The 21,522-nt window shown below is 65.3% G+C and carries 22 protein-coding genes and 1 pseudogene; 8 read left to right on the plus strand and 15 right to left on the minus strand.

Translation table 11 applies throughout. The features are described 5' to 3' along the window. Window positions 1-100: 100 nt before the first annotated feature. On the minus strand, window positions 101-175 hold the full coding sequence (gene pqqA / locus C7443_RS20535; RefSeq protein ID WP_110019187.1) for a pyrroloquinoline quinone precursor peptide PqqA: 75 nt from the start codon (window positions 173-175) through the stop codon (window positions 101-103). Between the two features lie 528 nt (window positions 176-703). Further along, entirely contained in the window at window positions 704-2,761 is a 2,058-nt protein-coding gene (locus tag C7443_RS13440; RefSeq protein WP_110019121.1) for a sigma-54-dependent Fis family transcriptional regulator, read from the minus strand. Between the two features lie 371 nt (window positions 2,762-3,132). On the opposite strand from C7443_RS13440, the gene pedF reads away from it, so the two are divergent. Then, window positions 3,133-3,561, plus strand: coding sequence for a cytochrome c-550 PedF (gene pedF, locus C7443_RS13445; RefSeq protein WP_425467090.1), 429 nt, complete (start codon window positions 3,133-3,135; stop codon window positions 3,559-3,561). A gap of 67 nt (window positions 3,562-3,628) precedes the next feature. Here pedF and pyrC read toward each other — a convergent pair whose 3' ends face one another. Beyond that, a complete protein-coding gene (gene pyrC / locus C7443_RS13450) occupies window positions 3,629-4,663 on the minus strand; it encodes a dihydroorotase (protein ID WP_110019123.1) in 1,035 nt (344 codons plus the stop codon). 89 nt (window positions 4,664-4,752) lie between these two features. Between pyrC and corA the strand changes: the two genes are divergently transcribed. The 4 genes from corA to C7443_RS13470 all read left to right on the plus strand — a co-directional run bounded on the left by corA (window position 4,753) and on the right by C7443_RS13470 (window position 8,544). After that, entirely contained in the window at window positions 4,753-5,748 is a 996-nt protein-coding gene (gene corA, locus C7443_RS13455) for a magnesium/cobalt transporter CorA (RefSeq protein WP_110019124.1), read from the plus strand. Between the two features lie 102 nt (window positions 5,749-5,850). After that, window positions 5,851-7,059, plus strand: a complete 1,209-nt coding sequence (locus C7443_RS13460; protein ID WP_110019125.1) for an argininosuccinate synthase — start codon at window positions 5,851-5,853, stop codon at window positions 7,057-7,059. 76 nt (window positions 7,060-7,135) lie between these two features. Continuing rightward, window positions 7,136-7,522, plus strand: coding sequence for a lactoylglutathione lyase (gene gloA, locus C7443_RS13465; protein ID WP_110019126.1), 387 nt, complete (start codon window positions 7,136-7,138; stop codon window positions 7,520-7,522). Between the two features lie 2 nt (window positions 7,523-7,524). Then, the gene (locus C7443_RS13470; RefSeq protein ID WP_110019127.1) at window positions 7,525-8,544 is read left to right on the plus strand and encodes a tRNA dihydrouridine synthase; all 1,020 of its coding nucleotides are present in this window, start codon (window positions 7,525-7,527) and stop codon (window positions 8,542-8,544) included. Between the two features lie 125 nt (window positions 8,545-8,669). On the opposite strand, the pseudogene C7443_RS20420 reads toward C7443_RS13470, so the two are convergent. Further along, window positions 8,670-9,050: pseudogene (locus C7443_RS20420) on the minus strand (GTP-binding protein); the annotation flags it as partial. Window positions 9,051-9,066: 16 nt separating this feature from the next. Continuing rightward, the gene (locus tag C7443_RS13480; RefSeq protein WP_110019129.1) at window positions 9,067-9,828 is read right to left on the minus strand and encodes a hypothetical protein; all 762 of its coding nucleotides are present in this window, start codon (window positions 9,826-9,828) and stop codon (window positions 9,067-9,069) included. A 648-nt stretch (window positions 9,829-10,476) separates the two neighbouring features. Between C7443_RS13480 and C7443_RS13485 the strand changes: the two genes are divergently transcribed. After that, window positions 10,477-11,055, plus strand: a complete 579-nt coding sequence (locus C7443_RS13485) for a hypothetical protein (RefSeq protein WP_425467087.1) — start codon at window positions 10,477-10,479, stop codon at window positions 11,053-11,055. On the opposite strand, the gene C7443_RS13490 is transcribed toward C7443_RS13485, so the two are convergent. Beyond that, complete coding sequence (locus C7443_RS13490) at window positions 11,021-11,914, minus strand: alpha/beta fold hydrolase (RefSeq protein WP_170123613.1); 894 nt, start codon at window positions 11,912-11,914, stop codon at window positions 11,021-11,023. The two genes, C7443_RS13485 and C7443_RS13490, sit on opposite strands and share 35 nt — an antisense overlap. A 50-nt stretch (window positions 11,915-11,964) precedes the next feature. After that, window positions 11,965-12,900 carry a hypothetical protein gene (locus tag C7443_RS19925; protein WP_146213308.1) on the minus strand — a complete coding sequence of 312 codons (936 nt, stop codon included), beginning with the start codon at window positions 12,898-12,900 and terminating at the stop codon, window positions 11,965-11,967. Between the two features lie 370 nt (window positions 12,901-13,270). Between C7443_RS19925 and C7443_RS13505 the strand changes: the two genes are divergently transcribed. After that, entirely contained in the window at window positions 13,271-13,933 is a 663-nt protein-coding gene (locus C7443_RS13505; protein ID WP_110019134.1) for a fumarylacetoacetate hydrolase family protein, read from the plus strand. Continuing rightward, window positions 13,934-14,284 (plus strand): VOC family protein, encoded by a 351-nt coding sequence (locus C7443_RS13510; protein WP_110019135.1) that lies wholly within the window; start codon window positions 13,934-13,936, stop codon window positions 14,282-14,284. Window positions 14,285-14,297: 13 nt separating this feature from the next. Here C7443_RS13510 and C7443_RS13515 read toward each other — a convergent pair whose 3' ends face one another. From C7443_RS13515 to rsxC, 8 genes are all read right to left on the minus strand, one after another. Then, a complete protein-coding gene (locus C7443_RS13515; protein ID WP_110019136.1) occupies window positions 14,298-15,014 on the minus strand; it encodes an anti-sigma factor in 717 nt (238 codons plus the stop codon). Further along, a complete protein-coding gene (locus C7443_RS13520; RefSeq protein ID WP_170123614.1) occupies window positions 15,011-15,568 on the minus strand; it encodes a sigma-70 family RNA polymerase sigma factor in 558 nt (185 codons plus the stop codon). The genes C7443_RS13515 and C7443_RS13520 overlap by 4 nt, the downstream gene beginning before the upstream one ends. Next, a complete protein-coding gene (locus tag C7443_RS13525; RefSeq protein ID WP_110019138.1) occupies window positions 15,565-16,017 on the minus strand; it encodes a DUF1841 family protein in 453 nt (150 codons plus the stop codon). The genes C7443_RS13520 and C7443_RS13525 overlap by 4 nt, the downstream gene beginning before the upstream one ends. After that, window positions 16,018-16,656, minus strand: a complete 639-nt coding sequence (nth, locus tag C7443_RS13530) for an endonuclease III (RefSeq protein WP_110019139.1) — start codon at window positions 16,654-16,656, stop codon at window positions 16,018-16,020. Between the two features lie 71 nt (window positions 16,657-16,727). Beyond that, window positions 16,728-17,435 carry an electron transport complex subunit E gene (locus tag C7443_RS13535; RefSeq protein ID WP_110019140.1) on the minus strand — a complete coding sequence of 236 codons (708 nt, stop codon included), beginning with the start codon at window positions 17,433-17,435 and terminating at the stop codon, window positions 16,728-16,730. Next, window positions 17,432-18,061 (minus strand): electron transport complex subunit RsxG, encoded by a 630-nt coding sequence (gene rsxG / locus C7443_RS13540; protein ID WP_110019141.1) that lies wholly within the window; start codon window positions 18,059-18,061, stop codon window positions 17,432-17,434. Before rsxG ends, C7443_RS13535 begins: the two co-directional genes overlap by 4 nt. A gap of 3 nt (window positions 18,062-18,064) precedes the next feature. Then, complete coding sequence (rsxD, locus tag C7443_RS13545) at window positions 18,065-19,090, minus strand: electron transport complex subunit RsxD (protein ID WP_110019142.1); 1,026 nt, start codon at window positions 19,088-19,090, stop codon at window positions 18,065-18,067. 7 nt (window positions 19,091-19,097) lie between these two features. Next, window positions 19,098-21,506, minus strand: coding sequence for an electron transport complex subunit RsxC (gene rsxC, locus C7443_RS13550; protein WP_110019143.1), 2,409 nt, complete (start codon window positions 21,504-21,506; stop codon window positions 19,098-19,100). Window positions 21,507-21,522: the final 16 nt, after the last annotated feature.

Here is a 21,522-nt window from a genome sequence, read left to right on the forward strand (position 1 = left end):
ATCCGCTGGCACGGTGGACCGCGCTCTGCTGGTGTACAGGGCTGCGTTGGCCCCGTATGTGACAACGCCGGACCTGGCGGTCCGGCGTCGTGAAGCGCTTTCAGCGATTCGAGATGTACATCGTGACTTCGAAGCCGAAACGCATCTCGGTGAACTCAGGCTTGGACCACTGCATCTGTTTTTCTCCTCCGTTTCTGGTGGGTCGAATCCGGCGTTGTGCCGTCTGCTGATTAGAGCATGACCCGTGCCACTCGGATTTATTTTTTAACCTAATGATTTATATCTAAAAATAGATGAAGGCTGCGTTTCTGCAGGACTCGCCAGGGTATTTCTGGGACAGAGTGTGTCAGCACGGAGACGAGGGAGACAGCGGCTGGCCGGCACAAAAAAAGAGAGGCGGCATCAAGCCGCCTCAAGCATCCCGATCGCGGGTACAAAGGAGGAGGTGCCTGATGTCGAGCACGAGGTCGGCGGGGCAGCCCGAAAGGGGGAGATGGCTGACTCGCAGTACCACAACATCCGGCAAAAAGGATTTAGCAGATTCGATGCCATGTATTTATGTTATTGAATATAAATGAATTTTTTGTTTTTGCTCGAATCTGTTCGGGACATGCTGCGCCGCCACATACGCAATGTGTCAACGCCGGTGTGCCGGCGTTGACACATGCATTTAAAGCCACATGGCATTCCAGGCCATGAAGGTTCAGCTCAGTGTTGGCGGTGTGATGCCGTGCTTCTTCAGCTTGCGGTACAGCGTGTTGCGTGACAGGCCGAGATCTCGCGCGGTGTTGGTCATGTTCCAGCGGTGCTGTTCGAGTTCACGCAGCAGGGCGGTCTTCTCGGCGCTGAGCAGGGCGCTGGATTCGCCAGCGTCGATGTCGGCGCCGCTGGCCAGGGACATCGGTACGGCCGCTTCACAGGCCAGTGCCAGGCGCGGGGGCACGGACATGGCCGGCTGCGTCCGACCGGCGATTTCGGCGGGCAGATCGTCCAGCTGCACGATACCGTCCTCACACAGGGCCGAGGCCGTGCGCAGGATGTTGCGCAGCTGGCGGATATTACCCGGCCAGGCGTAGCCGAGCAGGGCGGCATGGGCCTCTTCGGACAGGCGTACCGTCTGGCCGTCGGCTTCCGCTGCCAGCACCCGGCGGATGACTTCGCGCAGATCCTGACGCTGGCGCAGCGCCGGCAGTGTCAGCACCAGACCGTTGAGGCGGTAGAACAGATCCTCGCGGAAGCTGCCGGCGGCGACCAGCTCCTGCAGATTGCGGTGCGTCGCGCTGACGACGTGCAGATCGACCGGAATCGGCGTCTCGCCGCCGAGCGGCACGACTTCGCGCTCTTCGAGCACACGCAGCAGGCGCGTCTGCAGATGCGGCGGCATATCGCCGATTTCGTCGAGGAACAGCGTGCCGCCGTGCGCCTGCAGGATCTTGCCGCGCATGCCTTCACGCCGCGCGCCGGTGAAGGCGCCGTGCTTGTAGCCGAACAGCTCGCTCTCGATCAGGTTCTCGGGGATCGAGGCGCAGTTGATGGCAACGAAAGCCTTGTCGGCGCGGTCGCTCGCCTCATGGATTGCCTTGGCGAATGCCTCTTTGCCGGTACCGGTTTCGCCGTTGAGCAGAATGGTGACGTTGCGGTTGGCGACCTTCTGCGCGCAGCGCACGTTGAACGCCATCGCCGCATCGCCGCCCGCCAGGCCGCTGAGATCCATGCGTGGCGGCGTGACGTCGAGGCAGGCCGCGGCTCGGCCGCCGGTCTGCAGCGGGCTGCGGCTCGGCGCAGTGCGCCGCGCCACGCTGATCGGCGTGACGTTGTACACATCTGGCGCGCGCAGCATCGCGAAGTAGCCGTGTCCGCGGCGGTCGAGCAGCGGCCAGACGCCACCGTTGGTCTGCTGGCTGGAGCGTCCCATCAGCACGTCGAGGCTCAGGTCGAAGATGTCGGAGACCTTCAGCTGGATCAGTTCTTCGCGGCTGATCTGGCCGAACTGGTTCAGCGCACTCTGGTTGCCGGCGAGGATGCGACCGCCGCCATCGAAGGCCAGCAGGCCCTCTGACAGCAGGCCGACGAACTCCGGCCGGGTGTGGAAGCGCAGCACCCAGGACTGCGAGAACTGGCGCTGGAAACAGCAGTTCTCGATGGTTTTCGCTGACATCGTCGCCAGCGCCAGGGCGTGGAACTGGCTTTGCTTGGAGTCGCGCGAGTTGACGCTGGACGCGTCGAGCACTGCCAGCAGTTTGCCGTGGGCATCGAAGATCGGCGCCGCCGAACAGGCCAGACCAATGTGGCTGGAGAGGAAATGCTCGTCGCGATGCACGGTCACCGGCTGGCGTTCGACGACGCAGGTACCGATGCCGTTGGTGCCCTCGTGCTGCTCGCTCCAGTTGGCGCCGAGCCACAGGCCGGCCCCCTGGAACATGCGCGCGAGGTTGGGACTGGTGACGCAGTTGAGGATTACACCATCGGCGTCGCTGAGCAGGATGGCGCTGCCCGAGCCAGCGATCTGCTGGTAGAGGCTGTCCATCTCCACGCGTGCGATGTCGATCAGGTCGCGCAGGTGTTCCTGGCGACTTTCCAGCATGGTCCGCTCGACGACCAGGGGGCGTCGGTTGAGTGTGGGGTCGAGACCGTAACCATCGATACACCGTGTCCACGAGCGGGCGATCGCTGCGTCAGGCAGGCGCTCACCCTTGTGCGCGTGGTCACGCGCGATCGACATGACTCTTGATGCGTGTTGGGACGCCGCTCGGTCCAACATGCTTCTCCTCCTCGGCGGATCGCGCGCTGCAAGTCACGACGCCGGCTTGCTTTTATTGGATGGCGATCCGGTTCATGCCGGATCTTGCCCTTCAGTCTAACTGCAGATTTGTCAGCCTGCGAAAAGGCTTTGCTTAATGTGCAGCATGATGACAGCAACGGCGTTACATCGCGTGTCGTTACTGTCACACGCCGCGCGGCGGCGCCGGTGTGGGATTCAGCGATTACTGCGCCGAAGACGAGTTATTTTCGATAAAAATTGATCTTTGTCATTGGCTTAACTGTGCTCAATGAGCTGGTGGCATGGCGCTTGCTGAGGGCCAGCACACCATAAATTGACAACCCCGGAGACCGGAGGAGAGCAGTGCGATGATGAAGATGACGATCGGTGTGAGTACCCTGCTGGCGGCGCTGCTGGCTTCTCCGGCGGTGTTCGCCCATGGCGACGTCGTGCCGCATGCCGTTGATACGACGGGTCTCGATCCGCTCGGGCCGGAATGGCGGGACGAGAATCCCTACCGCGGCAATCCGACGGCGATCGAGATCGGCAAGCACGCCTTTGCGGCGAACTGCGCGCGTTGCCATGGCATTGACGCGATCTCCGGCGGTATCGCGCCGGACCTGCGCAAGCTCGACAAAGGCTCGCTGGGCGACGAGTGGTTCCAGGAGCGCGTGCGTAACGGTGCCGTGCGTAACGGCGCGGTCTATATGCCGAAGTTTGCCGAGCCCGACGGTCCGCTGTCGCAGGAAGCTCTGTGGGCGATCCGTTCCTGGCTCGATACCGTCGCGATCGACCAGTAAGCCGCCAATGGCCGCCATGACACCTCCGCCCCGGTCAGGGGGACGGAGGTGTCTGTCTGCAGTGGCTTCAGTCGAGCAGACGCCAGCCTACGGTTTCGCCGGCGCGCAGCGGTACCAGGGCATCGTCGTCGGCATAGGCGAACTGAGCCGGCACCTGCACCTCACCGGCTTCCAGCGTCAGCGTGTCGCTGTTGCGCGGCAGGCCGTAGAAATCGGCGCCATGGAAGCTGGCGAAGGCTTCGAGCCGGTCGAGCGCACCGGCGGCGGCAAAGGCTTCGGCGTACAGCTCCAGCGCATGCGAGGCGGTGTAGCAGCCGGCGCAGCCGCAGGCGGTTTCCTTGGCATGGCGTGCATGCGGCGCACTGTCGGTGCCGAGGAAAAAGCGCGGATGGCCGCTGGTGGCGGCTGCGACCAGCGCTTCGCGATGGCTTTCGCGCTTGAGAATCGGCAGACAGTAATAATGAGGGCGGATGCCGCCCTGGAAGATCGCGTTGCGGTTGTAGAGCAGGTGGTGGGCGGTGATCGTCGCGCCGACGTTGGGGCCAGCGGCCGTGACGAACTGTGCCGCATCGCGTGTCGTGATGTGTTCCATCACCACTTTCAGCGCCGGGAAGTCGCGCAGCAGCGGTGTCAGCACCCGCTCGATGAATACGGCTTCGCGGTCGAAAATATCGACGGCCGGGTCGGTGACTTCGCCGTGTACCAGCAGCAGCAGCCCTTCGCGCTGCATTGCCTCCAGCACCGGGTAGATCTTGCGCACGTCGGTGACGCCGGCGTCGGAGTTGGTCGTCGCGCCGGCCGGGTAAAGCTTGCAGGCGACGACGTGGCCGCTGGCGCGCGCCACGGCAATTTCCGCGGCCTCGATGCGGTCGGTCAGGTACAGCGTCATCAGCGGATCGAAGGGGGTGCCGGCCGGCAGCGCGGCGAGGATGCGCTCGCGATAGGCCAGCGCCTGTGCCACGGTCGTTACCGGCGGGCGCAGATTCGGCATGATGATCGCCCGGCCGAACTGGCGGGCCGTGTGCGGTACGACCACCTTGAGGGCGGCGCCGTCGCGCACGTGCAGGTGCCAGTCATCGGGGCGGGTCAGGGTCAGACGCATGGGCGGGCTCCAGCGGTTCGCAGGGCATTCACTCGGGACCCGCCAGTATAACGAGGGCCGGCCCCGGCCCCAGAGCGGGAATGAAGAACATGGCTCCGACTGAAGAACGTGTCGGCATCGTCGTCTGCGCGGCCTATGCCGAAGGGCGGCGGATCGGCGACATCACGCTCGACGAGATTCCCTACGCTTTGCAGCGCGAGGACAGCTTCGTCTGGCTTGGCCTTTACGAACCTGACGAAGCCCTGCTCGCCGAGGTGCAGGCGCGCTTCGGTCTGCACGATCTCGCCGTCGAGGATGCGCACAAGGCGCATCAGCGGCCGAAGATGGAAATCTACGGCGACTCGCTGTTCGTCGTGCTGCGCACCGCGCGCTGGGATGAGTCTGCGGAAACCGCGGTCTACGGCGAGACGCATGTCTTCGTCGGCCGCAACTATCTGGTCTCGGTGCGTCACGGCGCGTCGCAGACCTATCGGCCGGCGCGCCTGGGCTGTGAGCGGCAGCCGCAGCTGCTCGCCCACGGTCCGAGCTTTGCGCTGTATACGCTGATGGATTTCGTCGTCGACAACTACTTCCCGGTGCTCAGCGATTACGAAGACCGCCTCGACGATCTGGAGACGGACATCTTCGCCGGCGGCGCCGATCGTGATTCGACACAGGAAATCTATGAACTCAAGCGCGAGCTGGTGACGTTCCGCCGTGCCGTGCTGCCGCTGATCGACGTCTGTACCGACCTGATTTCGCTCAGGGTGACGCATGTGCCGGATGCGGTACGGCCGTACTTCCGCGACGTGCTCGATCACCTCAAGCGCATCAATGACACGCTCGACACCATGCGCGAGATGCTGGCGACGGTGCTGCAGGTCAGTCTGGCGCTGGCGTCGGTGCGCCAGAACGAGGTCACCAAGGCACTGGCCGGCTGGGCGGCGATTCTGGCCGTGCCGACGGTGATCTTCGGTCTGTACGGCATGAACTTCGAACGCATGCCGGAACTGCACTGGCCCTTCGGCTATCCGCTGGTGGTCGGTGCGACGTTCGCCGCCTGTGGCTGGCTTTATCGTCGGCTGCGGCGCAGCGGCTGGTTGTAGGGCTGCCTTGACCTGCTTTGGCCAAGGGGTAAGCTTTCGCCTTTGCGCGCCGCCGGGCGGCGGCGCATCTTCGTAATGCCCGCGCGTTTGTTGAGGAATCTCATGTCTGACGTCAAAAAGGTCGTACTGGCCTATTCCGGCGGACTGGACACTTCGGTGATCCTGAAGTGGCTGGTCGAAACGTATGGTTGCGAGGTGGTGACCTTCACTGCCGACCTCGGTCAGGGTGAGGAGCTCGAACCGGCGCGTGCCAAGGCCCAGGCGATGGGCGTCAAGGAAATCTACATCGACGACCTGCGCGAGGAGTTCGTGCGCGACTTCGTCTTCCCGATGTTCCGTGCCAACACCATCTACGAAGGCGAGTACCTGCTCGGCACCTCGATCGCCCGGCCGCTGATCGCCAAGCGCCTGGTCGAGATCGCCAACGCAACCGGCGCCGATGCGGTTTCGCACGGTGCGACCGGCAAGGGTAACGATCAGGTCCGCTTCGAGCTCGGCGCCTATGCGCTCAAGCCCGGTGTCAAAGTCATCGCGCCGTGGCGCGAGTGGGATCTGACCTCGCGCGAAACGCTGCTCGCCTACGCCGACAAGCACAACATTCCGGTCGATCGCTACGGCAAGAAGTCGCCGTACTCGATGGATGCCAACCTGCTGCACATTTCCTATGAAGGCCAGGTCCTCGAAAATCCGTGGGCCGAGGCCGAGGAAGACATGTGGCGCTGGACCGTGTCGCCGGAAACGGCTCCGGATGTCCCGACCTACATCGAGCTGACGTACCGCTGTGGTGACATCGTCGCCATCGACGGCGTCGAGATGAGTCCGGCGACCGTGCTCGCCACGCTCAATCAGATCGGCGGTGCCAACGGCATCGGCCGCCTCGACCTGGTCGAGAATCGCTACGTCGGCATGAAGTCACGCGGCTGCTATGAAACCCCCGGCGGCACGATCATGCTCAAGGCGCATCGTGCGATCGAGTCGATCTGCCTCGACCGCGAGGTCGCGCACCTCAAGGACGAGCTGATGCCGCGCTACGCCAGCATGATCTACAACGGCTACTGGTGGTCGCCGGAGCGCAAGATGATGCAGACGATGATCGATGCCTCGCAGGCGCCGGTGAACGGCGTCGTGCGCCTCAAGCTCTACAAGGGCAACGTCATCGTCGCCGGGCGCAAGTCCGAGGACTCGCTGTTCGATTCGACCATCGCCACCTTCGAGGATGACGGTGGCGCCTACAACCAGAAGGATGCCGAGGGCTTCATCAAGCTCAATGCGCTGCGCATGCGCATCGCGGCGAACAAGGGCCGCGTCTGAGCGGTCGAAGTTCCACGCATCGGGGCGCGCCGCGGCGCGCCCTTTTCATTTCTTCCGTGAGCGGAGGTCAGTCAGCATGCGTTACCTGCATACGATGATCCGGGTCGGCGATCTCGATCGTTCGATCAATTTCTACACCGACGTGCTCGGCTTCTCACTGGTGTCGCGCAACGATTACCCGGAAGGCGAGTTCACGCTGGCCTTCCTGCGGGCGCCGGGTGACGCCGACGGCGGGCCGATGCTCGAACTGACCTACAACTGGGGCGTGGCCTCCTACGACCTGGGCAAGGGTTACGGCCACATCGCCCTGCAGGTCGAGTCGATGGACGCTTTCGCCGGGCAGCTCGCCGCGCACGGCCAGCGTTTCAGCTGGGGACCGGGCAAGGCGCCGAACGGACGTACGGTGATCGCTTTCATCGTCGACCCCGACGGCTATCAGATTGAACTGATCGAGCAGCACTGAGGATGGGGGCCGCGTGCATCGCGCCGCATGCGCGCGGACGTCTGTGGCTCGCGCCGATGGAAGGGCTGGCCGACGCTCTGCTGCGCGACGTGCTGACCCGCATCGGTGGTGTCGACACCTGCGTCACCGAGTTCGTGCGCATTACCGACACGCTGTTGCCGCGCGCGGCCTGGCTGCGGCGGGTTCCCGAGCTCAATCATGGCGGCTGCACGCCGGCGGGAGTGCCGGTGCGGGTGCAGCTGCTCGGCAGCGATGCCGAATGCCTCGCGGATAACGCGGCGCGTGTCGCGTCGCTGGGTGCGCCCGGCATCGATCTGAACTTCGGCTGTCCGGCACCGACGGTCAATCGTCATCGCGGTGGGGCTGCGTTACTCGGCGAGCCGACGCTGTTGTACCGCATCGTCGCGGCGGTGCGTACCGCCGTGCCGCCCGCGGTGCCGGTCACCGCGAAGATGCGCCTGGGCCTGGGCGATACCACGCTGGCGATCGACTGTGCGCAGGCGCTGGCCAATGGCGGTGCCGAGGAAATCACCGTGCATGCGCGGACCAAAGTCGATGGCTACCGACCGCCGGCCTACTGGGAATGGATCGCCCGCATTCGCGACGCGGTGCCGGTCAACGTCATTGGTAACGGCGAGATCTGGAGCGTCGGTGATGCACAGCGCTGCCGCGAGATCGGCGGCTGTCACGATCTGATGCTGGGGCGCGGTCTGGTGACCCGGCCCGATCTCGCACTCGCGATCCTGGCGGCGCGGACGGGCAGCCCAGCGCCGCGCCTCGACTGGGCGCAGCTGCTTGGATATGTCGAGAATTACTTCGCTGCGGTGCGGGCGATCATGGCGCCGCGGCACGCACCGGGCCGGCTCAAGCTGTGGCTGTCGTACCTGCGCAATGCTTACCCGGAGGCGGCGTCGCTGTTTACCCAGTGGCGGACGGCGACCGATTCGCGCGTGCTGGCGGACGCGCTGTCGTTGGCACGTGCCCGTGAAGCAGCGGTCAGCAGATCACTGTCGATGTCGTAGAGCAGTGCCATCAGCAGCATCGAGACATCCTCCACGCGGCGGGCGTCGATCTCGAAGATCGGCGGGTCCTGCGTGGTTGCGGCGAGGATCTTGCGGTATTCCTCGATGGTTGGCTGCGGTGCCTGGTCGGTGTGGGTGACACCGACGACGAAGGTGTGCCCTGAGCGGGCGACGGTGAACGCCTCGACGAAACGTCGCAGATCGGCCAGGGGGTCTGGTGTGCTGTTGTCGATCAGCAGGGCAACACCGAGGCTGCCGTGCAGCAGGATGTCCCACATGAAGTCGAAGCGTTCCTGACCGGGCGTGCCGTACAGATGCAGACGGTCGCCGCCACCGAGATCGAGCGTGCCGTAGTCGAGGGCAACGGTGATCGTCGATTTGTCGGGGCCGTAGTCGGTACGCGTCCCGGCCTCGGTGTGGACAGCGGCATCACCGCACAGGGTGTGGATGGCGGTGGTTTTCCCGGAGCCCGGTGAGCCGGCGATGACGAGCTTGAACTGGCGCATCGGAGGACCCCACGGATCAGTGGTGCAGGAAGGCGTCGAGTGTGCCGAGCAAGCGCCGCAGCAGGCCGCGTTCGCGAGCGTTGGCTGCGGGCTTTTTGGGCGCCTGGCTGGTCGGCTGCGCGTGGTTGCGTGGTTCGCCCGTGACGACGGTGACGAGTCGCAGCGCGGCGCACACGTTATAGAACGAGAACACATGGCGCTGCGGCAGGTCGAGCAGCACGCTGGTCTCGGCAATGCTGATGCCGCGCTGCCGGCGCCACAGCATGGCCATGCGCAGTGCCCCCGGCGTCAGCGGCAGGCGGGTCAGGTTCGGCCATGCCGTCAGGTGCAGCTCGGCCTGCGGGTCGACATCGAAGGGCAGGCGGCCGCGCGCGCAGCGCAACGCCACGCTCGCCAGCAGATGATCGATTGAATCACTGTGCACCGTGGGGTGGCGGCGCATGAAAGCCTCCGGTGCGCCGACGAAATGCAGCATGCGCATCTTGGTGCTGATTTCCATCGGCATCAGGCTCAGCCGGCGCAATTCGTCTTCTCCGCAGCTCAGCCAGAAGCGGTTGCTGCGCGGATGCAGCAGCAGTGCAATGCTGCCGATTTCGAGTAATACGGCATCGTCCTTACGGCAGGGCATGAAGGCGGCGTCCGCCAGATGGGCGATCAGATAAGCGCGCGGATCGTAGCCGATTCTCTGTCGGCGCAGAGGATCGCTGAGATCGACGTCACGCACGAAACCACTCAAGGCATGCAGTGAGCGGCTGTCGATGTCCAGCATGGCATTCATATCGTATCCCTCCGGAATGCGTGCGTGCTTGGCAGAATGACTCTGTCTTTTCGTGCGTGTTTCCAAGTGCACTCGATGTAAGCATGCTTACGACAAGTTTGTCGACGCAAGTGAAAGAGTGTTCTGGAAGGTTGGCGCACCACAGCTCGCAATATCACCAAGCGAAATTGAGTATGCAAAAAGTGCCGTGTTCTTGGGGGCTTTAACTGAAATTTAATGCAATCAGCATGCCGTAATTTGCATGCCCCAATATTAGGGGCGTATTGCATGTTTTGGGTTTGTCTATAAAAATCTTGTTAATCAGTGCGTTGTGTCTCATTGCCAGTATGCCGAAAGTTGTTGCGCCGCAGCAGTGAACCCGATCACGTCTGTCGCCTAGCAGACAAGTACACCAGGCTGAAATGAAGCCGATGATCCAAAGTGAGCAGGTCGATGCGTACATTTTTGTGCAGGGCTGCTTGCATCGCCATTCTTGAGCGGACAAGTCTTTTGCCATGCTCCACGACGTTTCGTCATCGCCGGCTGACGTTTACGCCGAGTGCGCAGAGCCGTCCTTGAGCTAAGGCACGGCGTCACGGGGCTCGCTGTGGTTGGTCGGCATGGCGTCGGCGCGTTGATTGCTCGCATGCGCTACCGCCAGCGTGGACAATGCCTGTTTTCGGTTGTCGACGAGTTGCCCGGATCGTGTCATCTGCTGAAGCGAGTGTGCTCAATTGTGCTGATATCGGCTTTTTCGCGCTGAGTGTATTGCTTGATCGTTTCGGTTTGCGTATCGAATGTGTCACCGACGGCGAGGTGATCCCGGGCAGCTGGTTCGGTGATCGCGAAGCCGGTCTGATCGGTGACCGGTTGTATCTGCGTGCTGATACGCCGGTGCATTCCGCACTGCACGAGGCGTGTCACTGGATCTGCATGGATGATGAGCGTCGCGCGGCTCTGCACACCGATGCCGGCGGCGACGAACCGGAAGAGTGCGCCACCTGCTATCTGCAGCTGCTGCTGGCCGCTTACCTGCCGGGATTCGGTTTCGAGCGCGCGCTCGCCGACATGGATGCTTGGGGATACAGCTTCCGGCTCGGTTCGGCGCGGGCCTGGTTCAACGAAGACGCGGCGGATGCCCGCGACTGGCTGTTACGCCATGGGCTGATCGACAGCGCCGGTCAGGTGTTGTGGCAGGTACGCCGTGAGCCGGTCAATCCAGTCCGACCCACTGACGCAGCCGTCTGAGCAGACCGGGGTCCGTCGGTTCGACGAAAGGCCATTCTAGCGGTGCTTCGTTCAGCACCGCGGCGGGGTCGGCGAGCCAGCGTGTCAGCAGGCTGATGAAGCGCTGCGAGTGTTCGAGCTGCGGTGCGTGGCCGCAGTCCGGCCATATCAGCAAGTGACTGTGCGGCAGTGCCGTGGTGGTGGCCTGCAACTGCAGTGGCGGGACCAGGGGGTCCAGTGCGCCAGCCAGCAGCAGTGTCGGGCAAGTCAGGCTGTGCAGCAGCTCAATGACGTTGAAAGCCATCAGCGAGGCGGTGAAGCCCGCCACCGCCGCATGCTCGCACGCCAGGGCGTCGTCGAGCAGTTCGGCAAGTGCGGCCGGGTCATGCAGCCCCGGGGCGACACGCGGCAGGGCCCGGGTCAGGACCGTGCGGTTCAAGGCGATATTGGGAAACAGCTGTGCGGTCCGTTCGGCGCCAAGCCAGGAGAAGGGCGCCTGCAGCGGCATGCCATCCGCTGGTGCCGGTGTTGCCAGCAGCAGGCTGCGACAACGCTGCGGAGCATCCAGAGCCATCTGTAAAGCGACTGCGCCGCCAAGTGAATGCCCGACAATGTCGCAGCATTCAACGCCGCAGGCATCGAGCACGGCATGCAGGTCGGTGGCCAGTGTAGCGACGTCGTAGCCGCTGCCCGGGCGCATCGATTCACCGCAGCCGCGCAGATCCGGCGCCAGCAGGCGCAGCCCTTCCGGTGGCGAGCAGAGCAGATTGTTCCACCAGCGCGAGGACGCGCAGTTGCCGTGGATCAGCAGCAGCACGCGTGGGCCGTTGCCGGCCTCGCGGACATGAAGTGTGCCGGCGGGCAGTGCGATGAAGGGCATGGTCGACCTCGGCATGGAGCCCGTCATGCTGCACGTCCGATGCGCCCCTGTCACCTCCGCAGTCGTGCTCCTATCAGCAGCAGCGGAGCAACGCCGAGCAGGGCGATGACATTCGGGGAGGGAACCGGGGTATTCGCCACAGCGCCGGTCGATGCCTTCGGCGCCAGGCTGCTAGCGCCTGTGTCGATCAGGGATGCCGGCTCGGGCGGCAGCCATTGCGTCAGCGTCGGTGCGTTCGGCGTCGTGGCCGAAGGGATGTCCTGTTCGCCGTTCGTCGTCGGGCGCGGCGCGGCATGGCTGTGCGCGGGTATCAGTGTCAGCAATGGGTCGAGGCCGGAAAAGCCGAAGTCTCGGGCCGGCGCGGTGGCCTGTGGCTGGCTGGACGGCCGTGCCGGAGAGCGGGTACTGCTGTCGGTGCCGCCCTCTGTGGAGGCGAGGCCCGGGGTTGTCCGGTCCGCCGGAGCGCTGGTGCTGGAGGTCGTGGCCGTGCGTGGCTGTGGGCTCAGGCGCCAGCTGAACGCCGTGGGGACGAGGTTCAGATTCGCTGTCGAGGTCCCGGCATGGCGACGGCTGCCGAGGCTGCCTGTCTCAGCGGGGCGGGCATGGTCGGACAGTCTGTCGTAAGGATCGGGTGCGGAGGCTGTGCCCGCCGTATCGGGTGTGCCCGGAGCGTTTGGCTCCAGCATGACCAGCGGATCGAGGATCTGGCCGTCCTCGCCGATGAAATCGGCAGCGCTGACCTGCAGTGTCACGGCATCGTCGTCGAGCCACGGCAGTCTGTAATCGGCTCGGCACAGCCAGTCGCTCTGCCGGTGATCATCTGCCGTGTCCGCGGGGGATGTACCCGCTACCGGGGGCGGGTTCGGCGCCGCGGTGTGCATTGGCGCGGTGTGCAATACCTCGTTGAGATAGGCGAGACCCGAGCCCAGACCGGCGCTGATCAGAGCAGCAACGCCGAGCAGGACACGGCGGGGATCGAGTTTCATGGGACTGCATTCTCCGGTGAAGCGGTCGTCGACCGTTGCATGTGCCGGATTCCGCTAAAAACATGCCATGTGCGAAATGCAGGGAGCCTACCTGGTGGCTGTCGCCGGGCATGTCGCGATAGTGTTTGAATCGATTCAAAAAAAACTCATCCTTCAGGTCAGCGATGAGCACTGAAACAATGCGTCGATGCCGTCCCCGACATTGCAGAATGCAATGCACACGGCAATGCGTTGCCGAATGCGCTGCACACGGCTATTTAGGAGCGAGCAGCGACGGGTGACCACAAGAAGAGCACACACAAGGCCGGGGCGACGGTGCCGGTGACAACGATAAACGCGAACGCACCGGACGCGGGGCGAGGAGAAGAAGGTGGAGTACCGGCACAGCTACGTGGACGGCAATACCATCGACCTGCCAGTCGGCAAGGTCGTGTGTATCGGGCGCAATTACCTCGATCACATACACGAACTCGGCAACGCGGTGCCTGAAGCACCGCTGCTGTTCATGAAGCCGTCGATGGCGATCGTCGGCCTCGATGCGCCCCTGCGCCTGCCGGAGCGCAGTGGCCCGGTGCATCACGAGCTCGAACTCGCCGTGCTGATCGGGCGCCGGCTGACCGCCACCAGTGCCGCCGGCGCGCGCGAAGCGATCGCCGGTTACGGGCTGGCGCTCGATCTGACCCTGCGCGAAGTCCAGAACGGACTCAAGCAGAAGGGACAGCCCTGGGAGGTCGCCAAGGCCTTTGATGGCAGTTGTCCGCTGTCGCCGTTCGTGCGTCCGGAGCAGCTGCCGAATCCGCAGGCGGCGGACATCGAGCTGCGCGTCAACGGCGAGGTGCGTCAGCGCGGCAATACCGGGCAGATGATGCATCCGATCGCCGATCTGATCGCTGCGATGAGCCGGCATTTCACCCTGCTGCCGGGTGATGTCGTGCTCACCGGCACGCCTGCCGGCGTTGCCGCCCTGGCCCCTGGAGACCGTCTGGAGCTGTGCCTGAACGGACACTGGATCTTCAGTACGCGGGTGGGCTGAATGCCGTTGACGCCACAGGTGTCGCACGTCGAGTGGTGTGTGCCCGATCCGGCGCGGGTCGCAGACCTGCTGCAGGCGCTGTTCGGCTGGGACTTCGAGTGCTTCGGCAGTCGTTATCGCCAGTTCACGCCGGCGGATGGCGGCACCTGCTTCGGCCTGTTGCAGGGCGATGCCGCTGCCGAGTCCACGGTGGTGTACGTGCAGGTCGCCTCACTGCAGGCGAGCCTGTCGCGGGCGCTTGAACTCGGCGCCGAACTGCACTGTCCGCCGACCGAGGTTGCCGGGCATGGCCGTTATGCCCGGCTGCGGATTGCCGGCGTGCATCTGCTCGGCCTGTTCGAAGCCGGGTGAGCGCGGGTGCCGCTCAGATCTTGATCGGCACCCAGTTACCGGCAAAGCTCGGCGCCACCGCTGGCTTCTCCGGCATGCCCTTGGCGACCGGCTCGACGGTGACGTACAGCTCGCCCTTGAGCATCGGCCGCATCTTGCGGTCGATCTTGAGCATTTTGTCGGCCCCGTCATGCTCGGGGATCGAGCCGAGCAGGTAGTACTGGTCTGAGCCCTCGGGCTTGATCCACAGCAGACAGCCGTTCTCGTGTGGCACGTCCATCGGCAGCAGGGCACGCACATACAGCCGGTCCATCTCCGGCGAGGCGCTGACCACCCACATCGGCGTGCGGGTTTTCATGCTGGCGAGTGTCGTGACATAGCCGGGGATTTCCGTTTCCCTGCCGAGCAGCAGTGCCAGTGCGAATACGCTGGCGAGCAGGCTGGAGGTAAACGCCCAGCCGCGCCAGAAGCCCAGGCGTTCGAACAGTCCGCGCGGAGCGCTGGCGGGCGTCGTCGCCGCTTCGGCGAACAGGCGCCGGTTCAGACTGTTCCAGACGGCCGCTGGCGGCTCCTCGGCGGGTGCCTGGCCAAGCACTTCAGGCAGACGGTGCTCCCAGGCGGCGACCTGGCGGCGCAGGTCGGGGCGGCCCGGCAGCAGTCCTTCGAAACGGCGGCGGGCGCGCGCGCTCAGTGTGCCGAGCACGTACTGCCCGGCGAGTAGTTCGCACAATTGCGGGTCGCGGTAGTTCATGCGCCCTCCAAGCAGGTTTTGAGCCGCAGCAGACCACGGCGCAACCAGGACTTCACGGTGCCGAGCGGCGTATCCAGGTGCTCGGCGAGTTCTTCATGCGTCATGCCGCGGAACCAGGCCAGGCGTACCGCCGTGCGCTGTGCCCCCTGCAGTTCTTCGAGGCAGCGGTGCAGAGCCGCTGCGTCGCGCTCGCGGGCGGCGGCGTCCTGCGGTCCTTCGCTGTCGTCGGCCAGGTCGTACATCTCGTCGACATCGTCCGCCTGCGTGATGCGGTGTTCCGCGCGGCGCAGCGTGTCGATTGCCTGATTGCGTGCGATCGAGCCCATCCAGGTGATCGGCGTCGCCAGGTCGGCTCGAAAGTCACCGGCGCGGTGCCAGATCTTCACGTACGTCTCCTGCAGCACATCGGCCGCAATATCGCGGTCTCTGACGATACGCAGCACGATGCCGAATAGTTGCGGGCTGGAGAGCCGATACAGCTTTTCGAAGGCAGCGCGGTCGGCCAGCGCGCAGCGCGCCAGCAGATCGCCGAGGACTTCCGGGGTCGAACTCACGGTTTGCCTTCCTCGGCCGGCAGCCCGGCCATGTCGCGGATGCGCGCGAGGTAGCGGGCCTCGTCGGGGGCTGTGCCGAAGCGCTGGGCTTCCCACAGCACCTCACCGAGGGCTTCCATCATCGCGTGCTCGGCTGCATGCACCTCGCCGATGCGTGCACACAGTGCGGTGTACGCTGCGCGCAGCCCACCCGGGCGGTCACTGCTCACCTGTTCGGCGATGGCGATGTGCATGCCCATGTGCAGAAACGGGTTGGTCTGGCCCATCTCCGGGGTCCATTCGCCGCCGATCGCGCGTTCCGGATCGGTGAGCAGCGACTGGTACTCGGGGTGTTGCTCGATGGCGTGAGCGATCAGCGCTTCGAGCGCTTCGAGCGTCTCGCCGGCTTGTCGCCTGCGCCAGACCTCGCAGTAATAGCGGCGCAGCTGACCTCGGTCGGTACCGAACATTCAGGCATCTCCGGTCTTGTCGGGGTATTCGCAAAGATCACTGACCGGACACGCCCCGCAACGCGGTTTGCGTGCGACACAGGTGTAGCGACCGAGCAGGATCAGCCAGTGGTGCGCATGCAGCAGGAACTCCGCCGGCACGGCCTTGAGCAGCGCATCCTCGACTGCCCGCACATTTTTGCCGGGAGCCAGACCGGTGCGGTTGGCGACACGGAAGATGTGCGTATCGACGGCCATCGTCGGCTGGCCGAAGGCGGTATTGAGGATGACGTTGGCCGTCTTGCGGCCGACACCGGGCAGCGCTTCAAGGGCTTCCCGCGTGCGCGGCACCTCGCCGCCGTGCTGTTCGATCAGCAGCGCGCAGGTGCGCATCAGGTTCGCTGCCTTGGTGTTGAACAACCCGATGGTTTTGATGTGTTCCTTCAGTTCATCCTCACCGAGCGCGAGGATCGTGGCCGGCGTGTTGGCGACCGGGAACAGCCGGGCCGTGGCCTTGTTGACGCCTTTGTCGGTCGCCTGCGCCGACAGCAGCACCGCGACCAGCAGCTCGAACGGTGTCGAGTAGCGGAGTTCGGTTTGCGGGTGCGGGTCGGCCGCCTGCAGGCGGGCGAAAAAATCGTGGCGGGCTTGCGGCGTCATCGGGCGCGGTGGCTGGCAAGGGGAGCGCTATCGTAGCGCATCCGTGCCGCCGCGCCCTGCGTGCCCGTGACTCAGGGGGTGGGCAGTGCGCTCGGTGCGCAGTGCGTGGCCTGCACCACTGGCACGGCGGCACCACGCTGGCGCGCGCGCGCGTCGAGCAGGTTCTTGCCGGCGATCAGCAGGCCGAGGCCGATGAACGCGCCAGGCGGCAGGATCGCCAGCAGGAAACCGCGGTAATCCTCCAGCACGTGCAGCGTCAGCGCGCGTCCTGCCTCGCCGAACATGATGTTCGCATTGGCGAACAGCGTGCCGTGGCCGATCAGCTCGCGCAGCCCGCCGAGCGTCGTCAGTACCAGCGTAAAACCGAGCCCGGTCGCCAGGCCGTCGAGCGCAGCAATCGCCGGACGCTGCTTGGAAGCAAACGCTTCGGCACGGCCGAGCACACAGCAGTTGGTGACGATCAGCGGAATGAAAATGCCGAGCACCTTGTGCAGCTCCGGCAGCAGCGCATGGATCAGCAGTTCGACGGCGGTGACCGCCGAGGCGATGACGACGATGTAGACCGGGATGCGCACTTCCGACTGCACGTACTGGCGAATCGCCGAGATCGTGGTGTTGGTCAGCAGCAGCACCAGTACCGTCGCCATGCCGAGGCCGAAGCCGTTGATCGCCGAACTGGAGGTCGCCAGCAGCGGGCACAGGCCGAGCAGGGCGACCAGGCCGGTGTTGTTGTGCCACAGGCCGTTGCTGAGGATTTCGCGCACACTCGGCGTGCTCATCGGGTTTTCTCCGCTGCATAGAGCGCGGCGCGGTGGTCGCGCTCATATTCGAGGAAGCGGTGCACGGCTTTGACCACCGCGCGCGGTGTGATCGTGGCGCCGGTGAACTGGTCGAAGACGCCGCCGTCTTTCTTCACTTTCCATTGCGCCTCGGCCGGATCGTCGAGACTGCGGCCGTCGAAGTGACTGATCCAGTTGGAGCGCTCGATGTCGATGGCATCGCCGAGCCCCGGCGTTTCCTTGTGGCTGAGCACGCGTACACCGGCAAGGCGGCCGTCGGCGTTGACTGCCACCAGCAGCTGGATCGGCCCGGCGTAGCCATCGGCTGCGACGATCGTCGTCAGCAGTGCGACCGGCTGACCGGCTTTGCGGGCGCGGTAAACAGTGCCTTCGCTGTCACTGCCGAAGGCCGCATCGCGCAGTTGCAGGGTGTCTGCCGTCGGCTGATTGTCGTAACGCGCGGGCGGCACCAGCGTATCGAGCTGCATGGCCAGTGCTTGCTGCTGGGCGCGGGTGATGCGCTCGCGGGTGCCGTGATAGGTCGCGGCGACGACGAGCACGCTGACCATTGCGAAGCCGGCGAGGATCATGCCGCTGCGGCCCATCTGACGCAGGATTTCGCGCATGGCTCAGGCCCTCGCGCCGAACACGCGCGGGCGTGTGTACTGGTCGATCGTCGGTGCCGCGATGTTCATCAGCAGCACGGCGAAGGCCACGCCGTCTGGAAAACCGCCGACGCTGCGGATCACCCAGGTCAGTACACCGATGCCGGCACCGTAGATCAGCCGGCCGCGTGGCGTGGTGCTCGCCGAAACCGGATCGGTGGCGATGAAGAAAGCGCCGAAGATCGCGGCACCGCTGAACAGGTGGAACCACGGCGGTGCGAAGCGTGCAGCGTCGACCAGCCAGAACAGCGTGCTGATGACGGCCAGCGCGCCCAGCATGCCCGCCGGAATCTGCCAGGCGGCGGTGCGCTGACGGCACATCCACAGCCCGCCAGCAAGAAAGGCGAGATTGACCCACTCCCAGCCGCGGGCGCCGAGCAGGCCGAATACCGGACTGCTGCGGACTTCCGTGACACTGTGTCCCAGACCGATCTGCGTGCGCAGCAGATCTAGCACGGTGGCCGAGGTCACGGCGTCGAGCGTTTCGGCGCTGCGCTCACCGAACACCAGCGCCAGCGTCGTCGCCAGATCCGGCGTCGAGCCGTGCAGCGTCAGCGGCGCAGCCCAGCTGCTCATCTCGCGCGGGAAAGACGTCAGCAGCACCACATAACCGATCATCGCCGGGTTGAACGGGTTATAGCCGAGGCCGCCGTACAGGTGTTTGGCGATGATGATGGCAAAGCCGGTGCCGAGCACGGTGATCCACCACGGCGCCAGCGGTGGCAGCGCGATCGCCAGCAGCAGCGCCGTGACCAGCGCACTGCAGTCACCGAGAAAACGGCCGAGCGGCTTGCCGCGCAGCGTCAGCATCAGAGCTTCCGCCGCCAGCGCGGTACTGACGGCGATCGCCGCCTGTACCAGTACGCCGGGCCCGAAGATCCACACTAAAGCCAGCAGGCCGGGCAGCAGTGCGTAGACGACGCGGCGCATCACGCGCCCGACACTGTTGCCCAGATGGACGTGGGGGGAAGTCGTAGTAGCGAACTGCATCGCGAACTCACTGCTCCTGATCGGAGGATGCCGGCTTGCCGCTCTGCGCGGCTTTCTTCGCCTCAGCGCGGGCACGGGCCGCGGCGAGGCGGGCGAGTTGCTCCTCGGTCAGTGGTGCGGGTGTCGCCTCAGCAGCGGGAGAGGCCGTTGGGGCTTCTTCCTGTGCGTCGGCGTCGAGCGCTGCGACCGCAGCGGTAGCCGCGGCAAGCGCTTCCTGCGCAGCCTTCTTCGCCTCGGTGCGGACGCGGGCTGCGGTGAGTTTTTCGATCTGTTCAGGAGACAGTGCCGGCGCAGCGTCGGCGTTTGCCTGCGCTGGAGCGCTGGCGGCTTTTTTGGCTTCGGCACGAGCGCGTGCCGCGGCGAGCTTTTCGAGCTGCTCGGGTGTCAGTGCCGGTGCCGCGTCGGCGTTTGCCTGCGCCGGCGCGCTGGCGGCCTTTTTGGCCTCGGCCCGGGCACGCGCCGCAGCGAGCTTTTCGAGCTGTTCAGGTGACAGTGCCGGTGCCGCGTCGGCGTTTGCCTGCGCCGGCGCGCTGGCGGCTTTTTTGGCCTCGGCCCGGGCACGCGCCGCAGCGAGCTTTTCGAGCTGTTCAGGTGACAGTGCCGGTGCCGCGTCGGCGTTTGCCTGCGCCGGCGCGCTGGCGGCTTTTTTGGCCTCGGCACGGGCACGCGCTGCGGCGAGCTTTTCGAGCTGCTCGGGTGACAGTGCTGCCGTGGCGTCATTAGCGGCTTCGCCAGCTGTCTGTGTCGCCGCCAGGCGTTTGGCTTCGGCGCGCGCGCGCGCTGCCGCGAGTTTTTCGAGCTGTTCGGGGCTGAGCTCATTGCTGCTTTCGCCAGCGGTGGCTTCGGCTTTCGCGGCGGCTTTCTTTGCCTGTGCCCGCGCCAGCGCGGCGGCGATAGCGGCCTGTTTCGGATCTGCCGCCGGCGTCTCTGCCTCATGGCCGCGTTGCTGGGCGGCACTCTTCTTGGCCTGCAGTCGGGCGGCCTTTTCGGCCTCCTCGCGTTCCAGGCGGTAGAGGTGGAACTCGTGACGCGCGCGTGCCTGTTCCGCCTTTTTCTTTTCGCGCTCGGCTGCCCAGATTTCGGTCTTGGCGAAGCGGTAGTACTGCACCAGCGGCAGATGGCTCGGGCAGACCGCCGCACAGCAGCCGCATTCGATGCAGTCGAACAGGTTGACCTGCTGCGCCTTATCGAACTCGCGGGCCCGGGCATGCCAGTACATCTGCTGCGGCAACAGGTTGGCCGGGCAGGCATTCATGCATTCGCCACAGCGGATGCAGGGCATCGATTCCTCGGGAGCGCTGACGTCATCAGCGCCGGCGACCAGCACGCAGTTCATGCCTTTGGTGATCGGCAGGTCGTCACCCGGCAGCGCCAGTCCCATCATCGGCCCGCCGATGATCAGGCGCGCGGCGCGCGGCGTGTAGCCACCGCAATACTCGATCAGTGCCGACAATGGCGTGCCGATCAGCACTTCCAGATTGCGTGGCGTGCTGATGCCGCTGCCGGTGACGGTGACGACGCGCGAGATCAGCGGTCTGCCTTCGGTCACCGCGTCATGCACGGCGGCCGCGGTGGCGACGTTCTGGCAGAGGATGCCGGAGTCCACCGGCCGGCGGGAGCGACCGATCTCGACGCCGGTCAGCACGCGGATCAGCTGTTGTTCGCTGCCGGACGGATACAGCGTCGGGATCTGCTGCAGCAGTACGTCTTCGGCGTCGTCGGCGAACTGTTCGAGCGCGGCCTGCAGCGCGGCGGCGGCCTCGGGTTTATTGTCCTCGATGCCGATGATGCAGTCCTTGACGCCAAGGGCGCGGCGCATCAGCAGCAGACCGCCGATGACCGCGTGCGCCCGCTCGCGCATCAGGCGGTCATCGCAGGTGATGTAGGGCTCGCATTCGGCGGCGTTCAGCACCAGCACGCGGATCGCGCCTTCGGCGTTGAGTTTGACCGCGGTGGGGAAGGCCGCACCGCCGAGACCGACGATGCCGGCTTCGCGCACACGCTCGCGCAGATAGGCCGGGTCGAGGCGCAGGTAGTCCTCGATCGGCGTCGGCAGGCTGTTCGGCCCCCATTCGTCACGGCCGTCGCTTTCGAGCACCACCGACAAGACCGGGATGCCGGACGGATGAGCGACCGGGCGCGGCTCGATCGCGACTACCGTGCCTGAGGTCGGCGCATGCAGCGCGGCGCTGATGTAGCCGTCGGCGCGTGCCAGCGCATCGCCCTTGTGTACCCGCTCGCCAACGCGCACGCAGGCACGCGCCGCCGCACCGATGTGCTGCTGCAGCGGCAGCACCAGCTGCGCCGGCAGGGGCAGTGCCTCGATGGCGGCACTGTTGGATTCGGCCTTGTGCTCGGGCACATGCAGGCCGCCGTGGAAGCGCCACAGGCGCGTGATCGTATTCAGCACGGACATGGCTGGGTCCAGCGGT

Origin of the sequence: Plasticicumulans acidivorans, from assembly GCF_003182095.1 — a bacterium.
Taxonomy (GTDB): domain Bacteria; phylum Pseudomonadota; class Gammaproteobacteria; order Competibacterales; family Competibacteraceae; genus Plasticicumulans; species Plasticicumulans acidivorans.